The 18713-nt window shown below is 62.1% G+C and carries 10 protein-coding genes; 7 read left to right on the top strand and 3 right to left on the bottom strand.

What is annotated here, in order from left to right; translation table 11 throughout:
- Positions 1-155: 155 nt before the first annotated feature.
- The gene (ku, locus tag EXY20_RS25340) at positions 156-1019 is read right to left on the bottom strand and encodes a non-homologous end joining protein Ku (protein WP_135554919.1); all 864 of its coding nucleotides are present in this window, start codon (positions 1017-1019) and stop codon (positions 156-158) included.
- Between the two features lie 190 nt (positions 1020-1209).
- Between ku and EXY20_RS25335 the strand changes: the two genes are divergently transcribed.
- Positions 1210-1413: a hypothetical protein gene (locus tag EXY20_RS25335; RefSeq protein ID WP_135554918.1), complete on the top strand. Its 204-nt coding sequence runs from the start codon at positions 1210-1212 to the stop codon at positions 1411-1413.
- A gap of 48 nt (positions 1414-1461) precedes the next feature.
- Entirely contained in the window at positions 1462-1641 is a 180-nt protein-coding gene (locus EXY20_RS25330; RefSeq protein WP_135554917.1) for an H-type small acid-soluble spore protein, read from the top strand.
- Positions 1642-1695: 54 nt separating this feature from the next.
- Here EXY20_RS25330 and mnmH read toward each other — a convergent pair whose 3' ends face one another.
- Positions 1696-2736 (bottom strand): tRNA 2-selenouridine(34) synthase MnmH, encoded by a 1041-nt coding sequence (gene mnmH, locus EXY20_RS25325; RefSeq protein ID WP_135554916.1) that lies wholly within the window; start codon positions 2734-2736, stop codon positions 1696-1698.
- A gap of 33 nt (positions 2737-2769) precedes the next feature.
- Positions 2770-3819 carry a selenide, water dikinase SelD gene (selD, locus tag EXY20_RS25320; protein WP_135554915.1) on the bottom strand — a complete coding sequence of 350 codons (1050 nt, stop codon included), beginning with the start codon at positions 3817-3819 and terminating at the stop codon, positions 2770-2772.
- A gap of 232 nt (positions 3820-4051) precedes the next feature.
- Here selD and EXY20_RS25315 point away from each other — a divergent pair, with 232 nt between their 5' ends.
- The 5 genes from EXY20_RS25315 (at position 4052) to EXY20_RS25295 (ending at position 18709) form a co-directional block, all read left to right on the top strand.
- Entirely contained in the window at positions 4052-5830 is a 1779-nt protein-coding gene (locus EXY20_RS25315) for a sensor histidine kinase (RefSeq protein WP_135554914.1), read from the top strand.
- Position 5831: 1 nt separating this feature from the next.
- A complete protein-coding gene (locus tag EXY20_RS25310) occupies positions 5832-7469 on the top strand; it encodes a response regulator transcription factor (RefSeq protein WP_135554913.1) in 1638 nt (545 codons plus the stop codon).
- 212 nt (positions 7470-7681) lie between these two features.
- Positions 7682-11671 (top strand): fibronectin type III domain-containing protein, encoded by a 3990-nt coding sequence (locus EXY20_RS25305; RefSeq protein ID WP_167859514.1) that lies wholly within the window; start codon positions 7682-7684, stop codon positions 11669-11671.
- A gap of 31 nt (positions 11672-11702) precedes the next feature.
- On the top strand, positions 11703-16220 hold the full coding sequence (locus EXY20_RS25300; RefSeq protein WP_135554911.1) for a fibronectin type III domain-containing protein: 4518 nt from the start codon (positions 11703-11705) through the stop codon (positions 16218-16220).
- A gap of 596 nt (positions 16221-16816) precedes the next feature.
- On the top strand, positions 16817-18709 hold the full coding sequence (locus EXY20_RS25295) for a heparinase II/III domain-containing protein (protein ID WP_135554910.1): 1893 nt from the start codon (positions 16817-16819) through the stop codon (positions 18707-18709).
- Positions 18710-18713 lie beyond the last annotated feature (4 nt).

The raw sequence follows: 18713 nt of genomic DNA, 5'->3' as shown, positions 1-18713 counted from the left end.
AAAAATAACCAGTGAAAACACTGGTTATTTGAGCGAAACAGCGCAAATCCGGGCAGATGGGCACGAATAGCCAGTGAAATCACTGGCTATTTGGCGGCGACTGCCGATTTTAGACCAAATAGGCCGTAAAACATGGCCTATTTCGCCAGCCAGCCTCAGGACGACACCTGCTCTTTCGCTTTTGCCTTGGAGGAGCGCTTCGCCTTCGGCTTGTCGCCCGCGGCGTCCGACGGCTGCGTCGGCACGCTGACCGGCTTCGCCGCTTCGAGGCTCGCCTGCAGCGCCGCCATCAGGTCGATGACGTTCGTGCGTTTCGCCTCCGGCGCGACCTGGATCTCTTCGCCGGCGATTTTGCGCTCGATCGCTTCGAGCAGCCCGGCCCGGTATTCGTCGCGGTACTTGCTCGGATCGAACGGCGTCGTCAGCTGATCGATCAGCATTTTGGCCATCGTCAGCTCCTTGTCGTTGACTTTCGCCTCCTGCGGCACATTCGGCACCTGCTGCGCCGGACGAATCTCGTCCGGGTAGAAGATCGTCTCCATCGCCAGACAATTGCCGATCACCCGGATCGCGGCGAGACTGCCCTTGGAGCGGATCGTGACGGCGGCGATGCCGATTTTGTTCGTCTGCCGCAGCGATTCCAGCAGCAGGCTGTACGCGTTCGCTCCCGTATCCCCCGGCCCCAAATAGTACGTTTTCTGAAAATAAATCGGATCGATTTCGGCCAAATCGACAAAATCGAGAATTTTGATTTCTTTGCTTTTTTCCCCGGCCAGGCTGTCCAGCTCGTCTTTCTCGAACAGCACGAACCGCCCCGGCTCGTATTCGTAGCCGCGAGAAATTTCCTCCCACTCGACTTCCCGGTCGCACGTCGGGCATTTGCGCACATACGACATCGGCGTCGTGCAAGCTTTGTGGATGTAGCGCATCGAAATGTCCTTTTCTTCGGTGGCGGCAAACATTTTGACCGGCACGTGCACGAGCCCGAAGCTGAGCGCGCCTTTCCACAATGTATGCATGGTTCTCCTCCTGTTCGGTCGGCGGTTTGTCCGGGGGTGCGACCCTCGTTTCGCCGCATTTGCCATAGTTATGCCCCGGCCCGTCGCCGGTTACGCGCATGCATAGCCGATCGCTTTTCGGTAAAAATAGGGGGGCGACACCACGATCCGGGTCTTCCCCCGGGAAGCCGCCCGGCCAAGGAGGCAATCCATGAGCGACCGGGACGAAACGCGCGACGAGCAGGGACTGCCGTGCGATTCTTGCGACGAAGGCAGAGACAGCCATTTTATGGATATCGACCGGATGATCAACGAAGGGCTCGGCGGCGGCAATGTGACGCTGCATAACGGGCTGATTGAGGAAACGACGACCGATACGATGAAGCAGGAGGATTCGTACCGGGAAGATGAATAACGGCGGTCCGGCCACAGCAGGTCGCCTGCAAGAAAGGAGGAGTCGGCATTGGAAGCGTCGCGCGCGCAGCAAATTTTGAAAGGCAACGATACGGTCGACGTGAAGCTGAACGGCGTGTCGGTATGGATCGATCAAGTCGATCTGGCCAACCGTTCGGTCAAAATTCATGCCCAGCACAACCCCGCCGACGTTCGCACCGTATCGTGCGAGCAGTTGGAAGAAGCGTAACGATACGCAGCAAAAAAGCCGTTTCGCCGGCAAGGGCGAAGCGGCTTTTCCCATTCATGCGCGAACCAATTGCTGCGCCACGTACGCTTTCACTTGCTCGGCGGCGTCGGTGACAGTGGCCGCTTCGATGACGATGCGCTCCTGCTCGTACAGCCTCATCGCGTGTTCGTAGCGCGGATCGTAGTAGTGCTCCAGCAGCAGCCGGACAGCGCGGTCGAACCGATCCTCCGTCAGATGCTCCAGGATTTCGCGGGCGATCGGCGTGTGGATGCGGTCGCTGATTTGCCGGTAGGCCTGCAGCAGTTCCAGCTTGTGCTCCCACGGGCGATAATCCTCGACAATATGCCGGACCCGCTCCTCGACGGGCAGCTGAATGAACAACTGCGTCGCCGCCTCTTTCTTCGCGATCATAAAATCCGGCAGCACCGCCTTGCCGATTCGTTTGCTTTCGCCCTCCAGCAGGACGTAAGGCGATTGCTGCAGCTGCAGCAGCTCGGTAACAAGCTGCGATTCGAACGTTTTCTGGTTGTTCGGGCGCAGGCCGACCTGGCCGAAAATCGAACCCCGGTGGCCCGCCATGCCTTCGAGATCGAGCACCGGGTAGCCTTCCTGCCGCAGCGCCCGCAAGATGGCGGTTTTCCCCGTGCCGGTATGGCCAAGCAATACGATCGCCCGCGGCCGAAACTCGATCCGCTCCAGCGTAGCCACGACCCACTTGCGGTACTCGCGAATGCCGCCGATCAGCCGGTAAGACCGGATGCCTATCAGGTCGAGCACCGTCGCCGTCGTTTTGCTGCGCATGCCGCCGCGCCAGCAGAATACCGCCTTGGCGCCGTTAATTTGCGCGAACGTGCGGATAAATGCCGGCAGCTTGGCCGACACGATCTCCAGCCCTCTGTCCTTGGCGGTCTGGACGCCGACCTGCTTGTACAGCGTACCCACTTCCGCCCGCTCCGCATCGTCGAACAGCGGAATGTTCACGCTGCCGGGAATCGTCGAATCGGCAAACTCGGACGGCGAGCGCACATCGATCGTAACGATCTGCTTCTTCTCCCGCAGCGCAAGCAAATCTTCGATTGTGATATCCTGAAACATGGTTATCGCTCCTTTGCGCCGGCAGGCTTCCGGCTACAGCACGACGATGCGGCCGGGATGGTCGGCTGTCGTTTCGCCGACGAGGGCGGCTTCGACGCCTGCCTGAAGCAACCGGCCCAGCAGTTCCTCCGCCTGTTCGGCCGCCACCGAAATAAGCAGCCCGCCGGAAGTGACGGCGTCGCACAGAATCCACTGCCCGATCTGGTCCAGCTCGGCGGGGAAGTCGACGGCATCCTTCACGTGGGCGTAATTGTTTTTCGTGCCGCCGGGCACGAATCCTTCTTCGGCGAGCTGGCGCACCCGCGGCAGCACAGGCACGTCCGCCGCGCGAACGCGGATGCCGACGCCGCTGCCTTTGGCCATTTCCAGCGCATGGCCCATTAGCCCGAAGCCCGTAACGTCCGTGCAGGCGTGCACGTCGAACGGCTCCATCGTGGCGGCCGCCGTTTTGTTGAGCGTTGCCATCACTTCGGTCACGCGCCGGACTTCATCTTCCGACAGCTTGTCCTTTTTGATCGACGTGGTCAGGATGCCGACTCCGATCGGTTTGGTCAGGATCAGCTTGTCGCCCGGCACCGAGCCGGCGTTCGTCCGCACCTTGTCCGGATGCACCAGGCCGGTAACGGCAAGCCCGAACTTGGGTTCGTTGTCGTCGATCGAATGGCCGCCCATCAAGGTGATGCCGGCTTCCTTCATCTTGTCGCCCGCGCCGCGCAAAATGTCGGCCAGCACCGTCTTGTCGAGCGTGCGAATCGGGAAGGCGACAATGTTCAGCGCCGTCAGCGGCGTGCCGCCCATCGCGTAAATGTCGCTGATCGCGTTGGCGGCGGCGATTTGCCCGAAGGAATACGGATCGTCGACGATCGGGGTGAAGAAGTCGACCGTCTGCACGAGCGCGAGATCGTCGTTCAATCGGTACACGCCGGCGTCGTCGCTCGTATCGATGCCGACGAGCAGGTTCGGGTTCGGCGTCGCCGCCGGCAAGGAGCGAATGACCTGGGACAAGTCGCCGGGGCCGATTTTGCACCCGCAGCCTCCTTTGGTCGAATAGGAAGTCAGTTTGACGCTGTTTGCGTTCTCCATCGGTTCGTACCTACCCTTTCCGGAACAGTAATCTTGTATTCTTCATTATTCCACCATAACCCGTTTCCCGTACCTGGCACAACCCCCTTTTTTTATCGGCAAAAGACGAAATAAGACCAGCAATGACCAAAAAGTGCGATATACTTCCCCTGCACGGCTCGGCATACTGGAAGGGATGGGCAGGGGACGGCGGGCGGTCGTCGAATAAGTTCCGGAGAAAGGATGATGCGGGATGCCGCTTAGCCGACTATTCGGATCGGGCACGCTGTTTCCGAAGCTGATCGCCGCTTTTCTGCTGGTTATCGCCCCGCTGTACGGGCTCGGTCTGACCGCGAACAAGCTGGGCGAGTCGAGCGTGAAGGAGCAGCTGTACAAGTCGCTGCAGTCGCGGGTCGAGTACTACCTCAGCTCGCTCGAAATCGAAAAAAACCATATCCAGAAGCTGGAGCAGGACTACGTGCTCGACAAGGACGTGCTGCGGCTCAGCCTGCTCAGCGAAGCGATGCCGCAGTACGAATGGTCCGACACCGTGACCCGCACCCACGGCAAGCTGCAGCTGGTCAAGAGCTCCAGCATTTATATACGCAGCGTCAGCGTCCATATCTTGTCCCTCGGGCGCACGCTGACCGACAACGAATACATCAGCGACCATATCAATGCAGACTACGAAGCCGTCAAGCCGGGCTCAACAGGAGACAAGGGCATCAGCTTCTGGAACGGCCGGCTGTTTCTCGGCATGGCGTATCCGGACACGCAGCTGCTGTCGCGCATCCAGCCGTCGTACGTCGTGTCGATCGAGCTGGACACCGACGAGCTGCGGCGCGCGCTGCTGCGGTTCACCGACGACTACGAGCAGTCCGGCGCCATGCTGATCGATGCCGAGCACGAGTGGTCGATCGTAAACGACAAGGATGCCGGCGCGCTGGCGGCCATGATGCCGTTCCTGCGCGACAAGCAGGACAGCGGGCAAATGACGGGGATCGAAAAGCTGCGCATCGGCGGCAAGATCTACATGGTCGCTTACCGGTACTCCGCCGACTTCGGCGCCTTCCTCGCCGCTTATGTGCCGCAGAAGCAGGTCGTCGGCCAAATCGGCGCCTACCGCGGTTTATATTGGATGCTGTCTGCGGTATCGGCGATTATTATCATCGTCTATTCGTATTGGATTTTTCGGCTCATTCATCGTCCGCTGCGCACCTTGGTGCGGTCGTTCCGCCGTGTGGAGGAAGGCCAGCTGGAAACGGCGGCGCTGCCGAGAGCGAGCGACGAGTTCATGTATTTGTTCAAACGGTTCAACGTCATGATCGAACGGCTGCGCGTGCTGATCCAGCAAGTGTACGAAGAGAAGCTGCGCGCCCAGAGCGCGGAGCTGAAGCAGCTGCAATCGCAGATCAATCCGCACTTTTTGTACAACACGTACTTCATCCTGTTCCGGCTGGCCAAGCTGAAGGACCACAACAACGTCGCGCGGTTCAGCCAGTTTCTCGGCGAATACTTCCGCTACATTACGCGCAGCGCCGAAAGCGCCGTGCCGCTCGAGGCGGAGGCGAAGCATTGCCGCACGTATATGGAAATCCAGAACATGCGGTTTCACGACCGCATCCAGGTCGAGTTCGGCGAGCTGCCGGCTTCGTGCGCCCGGGCGAAAATTCCGAAGCTGACGCTGCAGCCGATCATGGAGAACGCCTACAAACACGGGCTGGAGACGCGGCGCAGGGACGGAATGATTCGCGTCGGTTTCGTCCGCGCGGGCGACTACGTGCTCGTCAGCGTCGAAGACAACGGCGAGACGCTCACCGACGAACGGCTGAAGGAACTGACGGGCGAACTGGAAAACGACAGCATCGACCAGGAGTTCACCGGCCTGCTGAACGTGCACCGGCGGCTGCGCATCATGTACGGCCCCGCCTGCGGCGTCGCCGTTTCGCGCGGCGAGCTGGGCGGCTTGCGCGTCGTGCTGAAGCTGGCGGCCGAACCGGAGGACAGGCAAGCGATAGAGGGGGCGGATTGACATGTACCGGCTGCTGATTGTGGATGACGAGCCGTTCATCGTCGACGGCTTGACGGCGTTGTTCGAGCAGGAGGAAGCGCTCGATCTCGAAGTGCACCAGGCGTTCGACGGCGAAGAAGCGCTGGCGGCGGCGGACCGGCTGCGCATGGATATCGTGCTGACCGACATCCAGATGCCCGGCATGAACGGCATTGCGCTGCAGCAGGCGATTGCCGCGCAGTGGCCGAGGTGCAAGGTGATTTTTTTGACCGGCTACGACGATTTTCATTATGTGCAGACGTCGATTCGCGGCGGGGCGATCGACTACGTGCTGAAGGCGGAAGGCGACGAAAATATCGTCTCCGCCGTGCAAAAGGCGATTGCCCTGATCCAGGAGGAGCATACGTACGACAAGCTGCTGGAAGGAGCGCGCAGCGAGCTGAAGGCGGCGATGCCGATCTTCCGCAAGGAGTATATGCTGGCGCTGCTGCGCGGCGAGCCGTCGACGCCGGAATCGCGGCGGTTGCGGTTCGCCGAGCTGGACATCCCGTTAGCCGGCGAACGCGAAGTGCTGCTGGCGCTCGGCCGCGTCGACCGCTGGCGCGAGCGGATGGCGCCGGGCGACAAGATGCTGTTCGCTTACTCCGTCAACAACATTCTCGAGGAGCATTTTGCCGAAACGTTCCACAGCGTTTACGTCGCTTATGAGCAGGACCGGTTCGTGTGGCTGCTGCAGCCGAAAACGGCGCCGGACGGCGCGGCCGGAACCGATTGGGAGCGGCTGGCCGGCTATGCGCTCGGCACGCTGGAAGCGGTGCAGGCGTCGTGCCGGGAATGCCTCAAGCTGAGCTGCTCGTTCGTCGTCGGCAGCGTTCCGGCCGATTGGTTGGAGGCGCCGGCGAAGTTCGACCGGCTGAACGGCTTGTTCCTGCGCGGTCTCGGCACCGGCAGCGAGGTGCTGCTGTCCGACCGCCATCTGCTGCGGGCGAGCCGGCTGCAGGAGCGCGACAGCCTGCGCAAAATCGCGCTGCTCGCGCAATATCTCGAGCAGAAGGAAACGGACAAATTCGCCGCCTTGTACGAGGAGATTATGGGGGCGGTGCAAGGCCGGCCGGCGATGCAAACGGGGCTGGCGCTGGAAACCTTTTACCAAATGTCGGCCTTGTTCATCTCTTACCTGAACCGCTGGGAGCAGCTGGAGGACATGGCCGGCGAAGTCAACATCAATCGGCTGTTTTCGCTGCAGGAGCATGCCTCCTGGGAGGAGGCGACCCGCTTCTTCCGCACGCTGGCGGAGCGGCTGTTCGACCGGCGGACGGACGAAAGCGAGCGCGAGATGAACGAAGTGGTGCGGCGCATTCACGAATATGCGGAAGCCCATCTCGAAGGCGACTTGTCGCTCAACCAGCTGTCGGACATCGTTCACCTGACTCCTTATTATTTGTCCCGGCTGTACAAACAGAAGACCGGCGAAAACATCACCGACTATATCGCGACGGCGCGCGTGGCCAAGGCGAACGAGCTGCTCGGCGCCACCCCGCTCAAAATTCAGGAGATCGCCATTCGCGTCGGTTACGAATCGGCTTCGTATTTTACCCGCTTCTACAAAAAGATGACCGGACAAACGCCGCAGGAATACCGCGACTCGCTAAAAAGATAAAAAAGGAACAGCGATCACGAAAAGTTACGGTTTTCATTCGTGCGCCAGAGTTACCATAATGAGGGAGACGGGAGCGATTCCGTTTCCTTCTTTTTTTCGTGACGGGAGGTGGTCGGGAAAACGCAAGGCGATGTGCGGCAGTAAACGCGGGTTCGACGAAGATCGTTAATGACGGCATTTCGAATGAAACCATCCGTACGAGGAGGGAAATGATGAAGAAGACGGCTCTTATCGGCATGGTGGTGGTATTGCTGGTTGGGCTTCTCGTGTCGTCCGGGGTCCCGTTCGACGTTGCCGTACCGAAGGCGGCGGCCGATTCGACCAAAATCGCGCTGACCCCGTCGATGGTAACGAACGAAGGCGGGTCGGGGTACGGCGATGCGACCAGGCTGGTCGACGAGCAGACGGTTGCGGGCGATCCGAAAAACGGCACGGGCGGCGATCCGACGACGCTGTGGTCGCCGGGCTGGAGCAGCAGCGTAACGTATCCGGCCAGCGCCTATATCGACCTCGGGCAGCTTTACAACTTGACCGACGTGTATTTGCGCGATTCGTACGATATCGACAATTACGTCGTCTCCTCCGGCAATCCGGGCAGCTGGACGACGCTGTTCACCGATCCCCTGACAGAACACCACTACTGGAGCGCGCATCCGGTCAGCGTGACGACGCGGTATGTCCGCGTGACAATGAACTCCGCCCATTCGCAAGTGACGGAAATCGTGCTGTACGGCACTCCCGCTTCGTCGACACCAACACCAACACCAACACCAACACCGACACCAACACCGACACCAACACCAACACCGACACCAACACCAACACCGACACCGACACCAACACCAACACCAACACCAACACCGACACCGACACCAACACCGACACCAACACCAACACCAACACCGACACCGCCCCCGATCGGCAAAATTGCGCTGACCGCAGCGATGGTCACCAATGAAGGCGGATCGGGCTACGGCGACGCGACCAAACTGGTCGACGAGCAAACGGTCGCAGGCGATCCGAAAAACGGCACGGGCGGCGATCCGACGACGTTATGGTCGCCGGGCTGGAGCAGCAGCGTGTCGTACCCGGCCAGCGCCTACATCGACCTCGGGCAATTGTACAACTTGACCGATGTGTATTTGCGCGACTCGTACGATATGGACAATTACGTCGTTTCGTCCGGCAACCCGGGCAACTGGACGACGCTGTTCACCGATCCGCTGTCCGAACACCACTACTGGAGCGGGCACGCGGTCAGCGCGACGACGCGGTATGTCCGCGTGACGATGAATTCCGCTCATTCGCAAGCGACGGAAATCGTGCTGTACGGCGCTCCGGCCGGCGGCGGAGGCGGCGATACGACAGCGCCGGCGGCGGTGACGAACCTGGCCGCAAGCAATCCGACGACTTCGTCGGTGCTGCTGACCTGGACGGCGCCGGGAGACGACGGCGCGACCGGCACGGCATCGTCGTACGACATCCGTTACAGCACGTCGCCGATCACTACCGGCAACTGGGCGGGCGCAACGCCGGTCAGCGGCGAACCGGCGCCAGCAGCCGCCGGCACAAGCCAATCGATGACGGTCGGCGGCCTGTCCGCGTCGACGACCTACTACTTCGCGCTGAAAACGGCCGATGAAGTCGGCAACATATCCGCGCTGTCGAACGTGCCGAGCCTGGCGACGGCGGCGGCGGGCGACACGACCGCTCCGGCGGCGATCAAGTCGCTGACGGTGGCGAATCCGACGGCCACGAGCATCACGCTGCGCTGGACGGCTACCGGCGACGACGGCAGTGTCGGCCAGGCGACCGGTTACGAAGTGCGTTACGCCGGCAGCCCGACGAACACGACGATTGCCGGCAATACGTGGGCGGGGGCGACCGTATTCCCGCAGACGCTGGTGCCGAAGACGGCGGGTCAGGCGGAAACGCTGACCGTCACCGGACTTGCGCCGGGCCATATCTACAGCTTCGCCATCGTGGCGAAGGACGAAGCGGGCAACACGTCCGGTCTGTCCAATTCGGCGATGACGGCGACAACCTGGGACAACACGGCGTACAGCGCCGGAATGGTTGCGGAGGCTTACGACGACGTGACGCTGAACGATTTCAAGGGCAGGCTCGTCGTCGACCGGCTGCAGTTGTTCGCTTCCGATCTGCCGGTCGAGAACAGCACGTTCGGAGCGCGGATAACCGGCCAGGTCGTACCGCAATATTCGCAGACGTACACGTTCTATACGCAGACGACGGCCGGCGACGGCGTACGCCTGTGGGTGAACCGCCAGCTGCTGATCGACACGTGGAGCAGCGGCACTTCGGCGGAGCGGTCGGGCACGATTGCGCTGACCGCGGGCCAGGCATACGAGCTGCGCGTCGAATACAAGGGGTTGAACGGCTCCAGCTACTTGAAGGCGTACTGGTCGAGCCCAAGCCAGGCCAAGGACATGATTCGCACGCCAAAGGCGACGGCGCTGCCGGACACGATCGCGCCGAACGCGATCGCGAACGTGTCGGCGACGACGCTCGGCGATTCGGCGGTGCGGCTGTCGTTCACCGCGCCGGGCGACGACGACATCACGCTGCCGGGTTTGGCGCAGCCGTGGGGGCTCGTTTCCGATTATGAAGCGCGCTACAGCACATCGCCGATTACGTCCGCGAACTGGAGCGCGGCGGCCAAAGCGGAGCCGTACGTCATGCCGACCGGCGGCAGCGACTCGATAACGGTCAGTGGGCTGCGGCCAGGCACGACGTACTATTTTGCGGTAAAAGGCATTGACGAAGCGGGCAACGCGGGCGCGATTTCCAACGTCGTCAGCGCGGCGACGACCGGCACGGCCGACAATACGGCTCCGGATGCCGTCACGAATTTGAGTGCGGCGAACGGTTCGCTGCTGAAGGCGCAGCTGAGCTGGACGGCGCCGGGCGACGACGGTGCGGCGGGCACGGCGGCATCGTACGATATCCGCTTCAGCACGGCGACGATCACGGGCGCGAGCTGGGGCAGCGCCGCGGAGGCGTTCATCGAACCGGCGCCTGCAGCCGCGGGCAACGGCCAGACGATGACCGTAAGCGGGCTGCTGCCGAATACGACGTACTATTTTGCGATGAAAACGAAGGACGAGGTCGGCAACGAATCAGCGCTGTCGAACGTGGCCTCGCTGACCACGACGGCGGCGCCGGCAGGCGGCTACGCGACGGGCGGCGCTTCGTCGATCGACCTGCACGCGAGCCTGGCGCAAACGGGCAGCATCTATTACGCGCTGTATAACGCTTCGCAAGGAACGCAGGCCGCGGCGGCCGTCAAATCGGCGGCGCAAGGCGCAACGGGCGGCGCGCTCGTCCGGGGCGGCACGATTGCGGTTGCGTCCGGCGACGTTGGCAGCGATTTGACGCGTACGATGAGCGCTTTGCCGGAGAATGCGACTTACTACCTTTATTGGGTCGGAGAAACGACGGCGCTCGGCGCGGTGAACAGCGCCACGGTGCAGCTGCAGGTCCGCCAGAAGGACATTTCGTTCGCGTCGTCCGCAATCGGCGCCAACGTGCATTACCTGGCTTACCAGCCGGAGGCCGCCTACCGCGACCCGAACGCCAAGCAGCCGCTGCTCGTGTTCCTGCACGGCCAGGGCGAATCCGGCTTCGAGAACGAAATCAACAAAGTGAAGACGCACGGTCCGCCGAAGCTGATCGCGCAAGGGCAGGAAATGCCGTTCATCGTCATCTCGCCGCAGAAATCGTACAACGGCCAATGGTATGTGCCCGGCTTGATCGACGGGATCGTAAACGACGCGATGAAACGGTACAACGTCGATCCGAAACGGATTTACGTCACAGGCCTCAGCGTCGGCGGAGGCGGAGCGTATTATTACGCCGACGAGCATCCGGAGAAAGTGGCCGCCGTGCTGCCGGTGACCGGGCGCAATGTGACCGAAACGACGGGCTACCCGCCGTTCATCACCTGGGAGAACGCCTTTCGCATGAACGGGGTGCCGATGTGGTCGTTTACGAACGCATACGATCCGGTCGTTTCGCGCAGCCAGAGCGAAGAAATCATGAAATGGCTGAATTTAAGCCCGGTGGCGCCGACCCCGCCTCCGATGTTTACCGTGTACCAGGTGAACAACGACCATGACAGCTGGACGGCGACTTACGACAACCCGGCGATTTATACGTGGCTGCTCGGCCAGTCGAAGAATTGATCCGTTTCGCGATACGAAAGGAGCTTGAATCATGAGAAGAAGAAGCTTGCTTCCGCTCGTTTCCGCACTTGCGCTCGCGCTTGGCCTGCCGCCCGCCTATTCGGTCGGGACGCTTACGGCAAGCGCCGACGCCGACACGACGCCGCCTGCGGCGGTCGCCAATCTGGCGGCCGGTTCGGCAACCGCGGGTTCGCTGCAGCTGACCTGGACGGCGCCGGGAGACGACGGTTCTACCGGCACGGCAACGTCCTACGACATCCGCGTCAGCACGTCGCCGATTACGGCGGCCAACTTCACCAGCGCTCTTGTGGTCAAAAATATTCCGGCCCCGGCGGCGGCAGGCACGAACCAGTCGCTGACGGTGGCGCTGCCGGGCGATCAGGCGTACTATTTTGCAATGAAGGCGACGGACGAGGCAAGCAATGTATCGGCGCTGTCCAACGTCGCCAACGGTACAACGCTGCTGCTCGCCACCGGCACAAGCGGCAAAATCCCGATCAAGCCGGGCATGATCGTCGGCGAATCGCCGATCGGCACGCCGCTGTTGATCGCCGACGAGCAGATCGAAGCGGGCGATCCGAAGAACGGCGCCGGCGGCGCGCCGAGCACGAAGTGGGACCCGAGCTTTTACGGCGACCTGTACGAGGTTGACAACTACATTACGATCGATCTGCAGCGGACGTATAACCTGAGCGACATTTACCTGTACTGGAAAGGGGCGCCGGCCAGCGAAGTGAAGCTGTACTATGGCACGCCGTTCCATTGGACGGAAATTACGAAGGGCGACGATTACGTCAATACGCTGCGCTGGGTCGGCTATCCGCTGAGCGGCGTCACGACGCGCTACTTGCGGGTGATGATGACGGCGGAGAATGCGCGCATTTTCAACGAGATGGTGCTGTACGGCACGCCGACCGGCGCGCCGGTCGCTCCTCCGTCGCCTGCCTCGCATAATGCGCCCGACATGGAAACGTTTATCGGCGCCAACGGCGTTATCGACGATCCGCTCGACCGCATCGTCGCGTTCGGCAACTATCGCGAGTACCATCGCTGGCAGTGGGACGAAGGCGATACGAGCACGTCGTATCCGGGCTACCCGAACAACCAGAACAAATTTAACCCGAGCTATATGGGCGGGGGCAAAAACTTCGACAAGTTTTACCAGACGGTCAAAAACAACGGCGTCCTGACGTTCCCGACGGTGCATCTGACGCCGCCCTGGATCGCCAACAAGCCGATTCCGGCCGGGGCCGACCCCGTACTGCCGGCGTCGTACCCGGCTTATGCCGACCACATGTTCCAGTTCGCGGCCCGCTACGGCAGCGCCACCGTCGCCGACAGCAAGCTGAAGCTGGCGTCCGACCAGCAGCGGCTGTCCGGCTTGAACACGCTGCAGTATATCGAAGGCAGCAACGAAATCGACGGCTGGTGGAACGGCCGCAACGCGCTGCATCTGCCGTTCGAATACGCCGCCCGGCAAAGCGCCTCCTATGACGGCGACCAGGGCCGGATGGGCAATACGTTCGGGGTGAAGAACGCCGATCCGAATTTGAAGTACGTGCTGCCCGGCCTTGCCTGCAGCTGCCTGAACTATATCCAGTTGACGAAAATGTGGGCCGACGAATACCGGAGCGGCAGCTTCCCGGGCGACGTGATCAATATCCACGTATACGCCAATAACGGCACGAACCAGTCGAACGGCACGGTTGGCATCAGTCCGGAAGCGTTCGACCTGAAAGGCAAAATGGCCGCCATCGCCGACTACCGCGACCGCTATTTGCCGGGCAAGGAGTTCTGGGTCAGCGAGTTCGGCTACGACACGAATAGCGGCTCGCCGCAGCGCGCCCCGGCCATCGGCTCGAACAACGGCGAAGAGGTGCAGGCGCAGTGGCTCGTGCGTTCGTTCTTCGCGCTGGCGGCAGCCGGCGTCGACAAGGCGCAAATGTTTACGATTGCCGATGACGGCTACTCGAACAATACGAGCAAATTTATGACGTCGGGTACGATCGACGCGGAGCGCAAGCCGAAGTCGAGCTGGTATTACCTCAACACGATGAAGAACTGGCTGGCCGGCCTTCATTTCAAGCAGGAAGGGACGTCCGGCAACGGTAACGTGTCGGTGTACTCGTTCGCGAACAGCTTGGGTACGGTCAAAGCTTACGCCGTCTGGGCGCCGACCAGCAACTCGACGACGGTGAGCGGCTATCAGCTGCAGCTGCCGACGGCCGCATCGTCCGCGAAGCTGATTACGATGGCCAAAGGCAGTCCGCTTGGCACGGAGTCGAGCCTGACGATCGACGGTTCGCACCGTGTCAGCGTGAATGTCAGCGAACGGCCGGTGTTTGTGCTGCTTGACAACGCGACGACTTATTCCGCGCCGTCGTGGGCGTCCGGCAGTGCGGTCACGATTTCCAACGATACGGGCACAACGCTCGATTTGAGCTGGCCGGCGGCGACCGACGACGAGGGCGTCGTGGCGTACCGGATCAAGTACCCGAGCGAAGAATCGATCGGCACCGTCAATGCCGGCGATCCGCTGACGTTCCATGCGACCGGCCTGAACGCGACGACGACCTATACGTTTATCGTCGAAGCGGTCGACAAGAACGGGCTGGATACGCAGACGGACTTGCAGGTTGTCCGCACTCCCGGCGGCAGCGCGGATACGACGGCGCCCGCGGCGGTTAGCAATTTGGCGGCGGGCAGCGCCACGTCGTCGTCGGTGCAGCTGACGTGGACGGCGCCGGGCGATGACGGCACAACCGGCACGGCGTCGGCGTATGACATTCGCTACAGCACGTCGGCGATTACGAGCGCCAACTGGGCCAGCGCGACGCAAGTGAGCGGCGAGCCGGCTCCGGCGGCGGCGGGAACGAGCCAGTCGATGACGGTAAGCGGGTTGTCGCCGTCGACGACGTACTATTTTGCGATTAAGACGCGTGACGAAGTACCAAACGAATCGGCGCTGTCGAATGTGCCGAGTTTGGCGACGCTTGCTTCCTCCGATACGACGGCGCCGGCGGCGGTTAGTAATTTGGCGGCGGGCAGCGCGACATCTTCGTCGGTGCAGCTGACGTGGACGGCGCCGGGCGACGACGGAACGACCGGCACGGCGTCGGCGTACGACATCCGCTACAGCACGTCGGCGATTACGAGCGGCAACTGGGCGAGCGCAACGCAGGTAAGCGGCGAGCCGGCCCCGGCAGCGGCGGGCACGAGCCAATCGATGACGGTGGGCGGGCTGACGGCGTCGACGACGTATTATTTTGCGCTGAAGACGCGTGACGAGGTGCCGAACGAATCGGCGCTGTCGAACGTGGTCAGTCTGGCGACGACGGCAGTGCCTCCGGGCGGCGGCAAAATCGTGCTGACGACGGCGATGGTCACCAACGAAGGCGGCTCCGGGTATGGCGATGCAACGAAACTGGTCGATGAGCAAACGACTGCAGGAGATCCGAAGAACGGCACCGGCGGCGACCCGACGACGCTGTGGTCCCCGGGCTGGAGCAGCAGCGTCACGTACCCGGCCAGCGCGTATATCGATCTGGGGCAATACTACGACTTGACCGACATTTATTTGCGCGATTCCTACGATATCGACAATTACGTCGTTTCCGCCGGCAGTCCGGGCAACTGGACGACGCTGTTCACCGATCCGCTGACGGAGCATCATTACTGGAGCGCCCATCCGGTCAGCGTGTCGACCCGGTATGTACGCGTGACAATGAACTCGGGCCATTCGCAGGTGACGGAAATCGTGTTGTACGGCGCTCCGTCCGGCAGCGCGGACACAACGGCACCGGCGGCAGTGAGCAACCTGGCGGCGGGCAGTGCAACGTCGTCGTCGGTGCAGCTGACGTGGACGGCGCCGGGCGACGACGGCACGACGGGCACCGCGGCGGCGTACGATATCCGCTACAGCACGTCGGCGATTACGAGCGGCAACTGGGCCAGCGCGACGCAGGTGAGCGGCGAACCGGCCCCGGCGGCGGCCGGCACGAGCCAGTCGATGACGGTGAGCGGGCTGTCGGCATCGACGACGTATTACTTCGCGCTGAAGACGCGCGACGAAGTGCCGAACGAGTCGGCGCTGTCGAACGTGCCTAGCGCCACGACTTCCGCGCCGCCGACGAGCGGCAAGCTGACGCTGACGACGGCGATGGTGACGAACGAAGGCGCCTACGGCATCGCCACGCGGCTGGTCGATGAGCAGACGACGGCCGGCGATCCGAAGAACGGCAGCGGCGGCACGCCGACCTCGTACTGGCAGCCGGGCGGTCCGACCGACCGCTACCCGGCCAGCGCATATATCGATCTGGGCCAGACGTATACGATCACGGACATTTATTTGCACGACAAATTCGACAACGGCAACATTACCGTTTCCTATGGCACGCCGGGCAGCTGGACGTCGCTGTTCGTCGACCCGATGACGAACTACGGCGTATGGAACGCGCATCCGGTTTCGATCACGACGCGCTACATTCGCGTGACGCTCAGCTCCGAACGGTCGCAGACGTCGGAAATCGTGCTGTACGGCTCGCCGTAAGGCGGAAGTGAAGCGGGGATGTTGTCCGGTTAACGCGCAGAACAGGAAGGAATAACGAAATAGGCCATCTTTGATGGCCTATTTCGTCAAAAATGGGCAGTTGCCACAAAATAGCCAGTGATTTCATTGGCTATTCGCGTCAATCCGCCCGGGTTAGGGCTGTTTGGCTCAAATAACCAGTGTTTTCGCTGGCTATTTTTGATGAAGCCTGCGAAATAGGGGCAATAAGCCATTTTTTGTGGCCTATTTCGCCCGAAAAGGCATAGCTGCTTGGCGAGGAAAGGGGGCTGCTGCAGGAGCACGGCAATCGGTGCGTGACGCAACGGCGAGCGGTGGACGAAACAATAGCCTTGGAGGCAGCAGAGATGCCCCGGTCAGTCAACTGGCCCGGGGCATCTTTATTGCCTTTCCGAACGCCCTCTCAGTCTGTTGATAATTATTCTCACTGTCAATTCGCCTGGCGCATGAAAGTGGACATTAAAAGGCAGGCAAAGACAAAAGATCATCATAGGCGGGCGGTCCGGCGCCGCCCTATAATAAAATGGGAGCCTGCGGCGCATCATTGGGGCCGGCTCCGCAGAAAGGATGGCGAAGCGATGTTGACGGCGCGTTATGGCGGAAACGATTTGGCGAGCTTGCTGCAAGCGGCAGCGGCGGGGAAGGCGGCGCCTTTTCCGCCTGCGGACGATCGCGGGGCGTGGGAGCGGGTGACGGCCGAATCGCGGGAGGAGTGGATCGGCAAGGCGGAGGCGTGTCTTGCTTACGACTGGCCGGCCTTGCAGGCGCAAACGTATATCGAAGTGAAACGAACGGGCCATTTCAACCCGTACATCGATCCGTACTGGAAACGCCGCGAGACGCTCGGCTCGCTGGTGCTGGGCGAATGCATCGAGGACGGCGGCAGATTTACCCTGGCGATCGTAACCGGCATCATGTGCATCTGCGAGGAAACGACGTGGCTGCCGCCGCATATGAATTCGTATTTGACGCGGGTAAATAAAGCCGAAACGCTGCATGCGGCTGCCGACCACGAAGTCGAGCTGTTCAGCTCGGAGACGGCGGCGCTGCTCGCCTGGACGTATGATTTGCTGCGGGGCAAGCTGGATGCGATCAGCGGGCGCATCGGCGAACGGATCGAGCGGGAGGTGCGCGACCGGCTGATCGCTCCGTATTTGGCCCGGGACGACTACTGGTGGATGGGCTTCGCGGGCGACCGGGTGAACAACTGGAACCCCTGGTGCAACGGCAACATGCTGATGGCGCTGGCCGTGTTCGAGCGCGATCCGTTGCGGCTGGCGGAAGCGGTCGGCAAAATCATGCGCAGCCTCGACGTATTCATCGCCACATATCCGGCGGACGGCTGCTGCGACGAAGGGCCGATGTACTGGGGGCGCTCGGGCGCTTCCCTGTACGATTGCCTGGAGCTGCTGCACTTGATGTCGGGGGGAGCGATCGACATTTACGCCGAAACGATCGTGCGGGAAATCGGCCGCTACATCGTCAAGGCGCATATTCACGGCGACTACTACGTCGACTTCGCCGACGGCGACGCCATCGTGTTTGCCGACGGCGACGCGATTTACGGCTACGGGCTGGCGATCGGCGACGAAGGGATGATCCGGCTCGGCGCCGGCATCCCGGTCAAGCGGCACGGCTTCGTCGACTGGTTCCCGCTGCACCGGCATGCGCGGGCGCTGCTGCGGGAAGGCGAGCGCAGACAGCGGGCGCAGCAGCCGCCGTATATGCGCGACGTCTGGTTCCCGCATTCGCAGGTGATGGCGGCGCGGGAAGCGGAAGGAACGGCGCGCGGCCTGTATGTGGCGGCCAAGGGCGGGCATAACCTGGAGTCGCACAACCACAACGATATCGGAAATTTCATCGTCTACGCGGACGGGCAGCCGGTGTTCATCGATCTTGGCACCGAGGAGTATCGGGCGCAGACGTTTGGGCCGCAGCGGTTCGAGCTGTGGTATTTGCAGTCGCAGTACCATAACGTGCCGACCGTAAACGGCACGATGCAGCGGGACGGGCGCGCGTTTGCCGCGCAAGGCGCAGTGCGGCGGGCGGACGACGACGAAAGCGACCTTTCGCTCGATATCGCCGCCGCTTATCCGGCAGAGGCGGGCATCGCCTGTTGGCGGCGTACGTTTCGTCTGCTGCGGGGGGCGAACGCCGCCGTGGAAATCGTCGATGCGTTCCGGCTTCATGAGCCCGGCGCTGTCGTTTACAGCCTGATGACGCCGCTTAAGCCGAAGCCGCTTGACGAAGGCGTCTTTGAGCTCGCTTACGCGCCCGGGCGCCGCGTGTACGTTGCTTATGACGCCGGGCGGCTGCGCATGCGCGCGGAGCGGGTCGCCATCGACGACGGACGGCTGCGGCGCAACTGGGGCGACGCCGTGTACCGCATCATGCTTGAATCGGCGGAGCCGCAACAAGCGGAGACGCACGTGCTGCGCGTGGCCATGACGGCCGATGCCGCACGATTGTAACGGA

The organism is Paenibacillus cymbidii, from assembly GCF_004764705.1.
GTDB classification, from domain to species: domain Bacteria; phylum Bacillota; class Bacilli; order Paenibacillales; family NBRC-103111; genus Paenibacillus_AN; species Paenibacillus_AN cymbidii.
The sequence above is the reverse complement of the archived record's forward strand: the minus strand, read 5'-3'. Positions and strand labels throughout refer to the sequence as shown.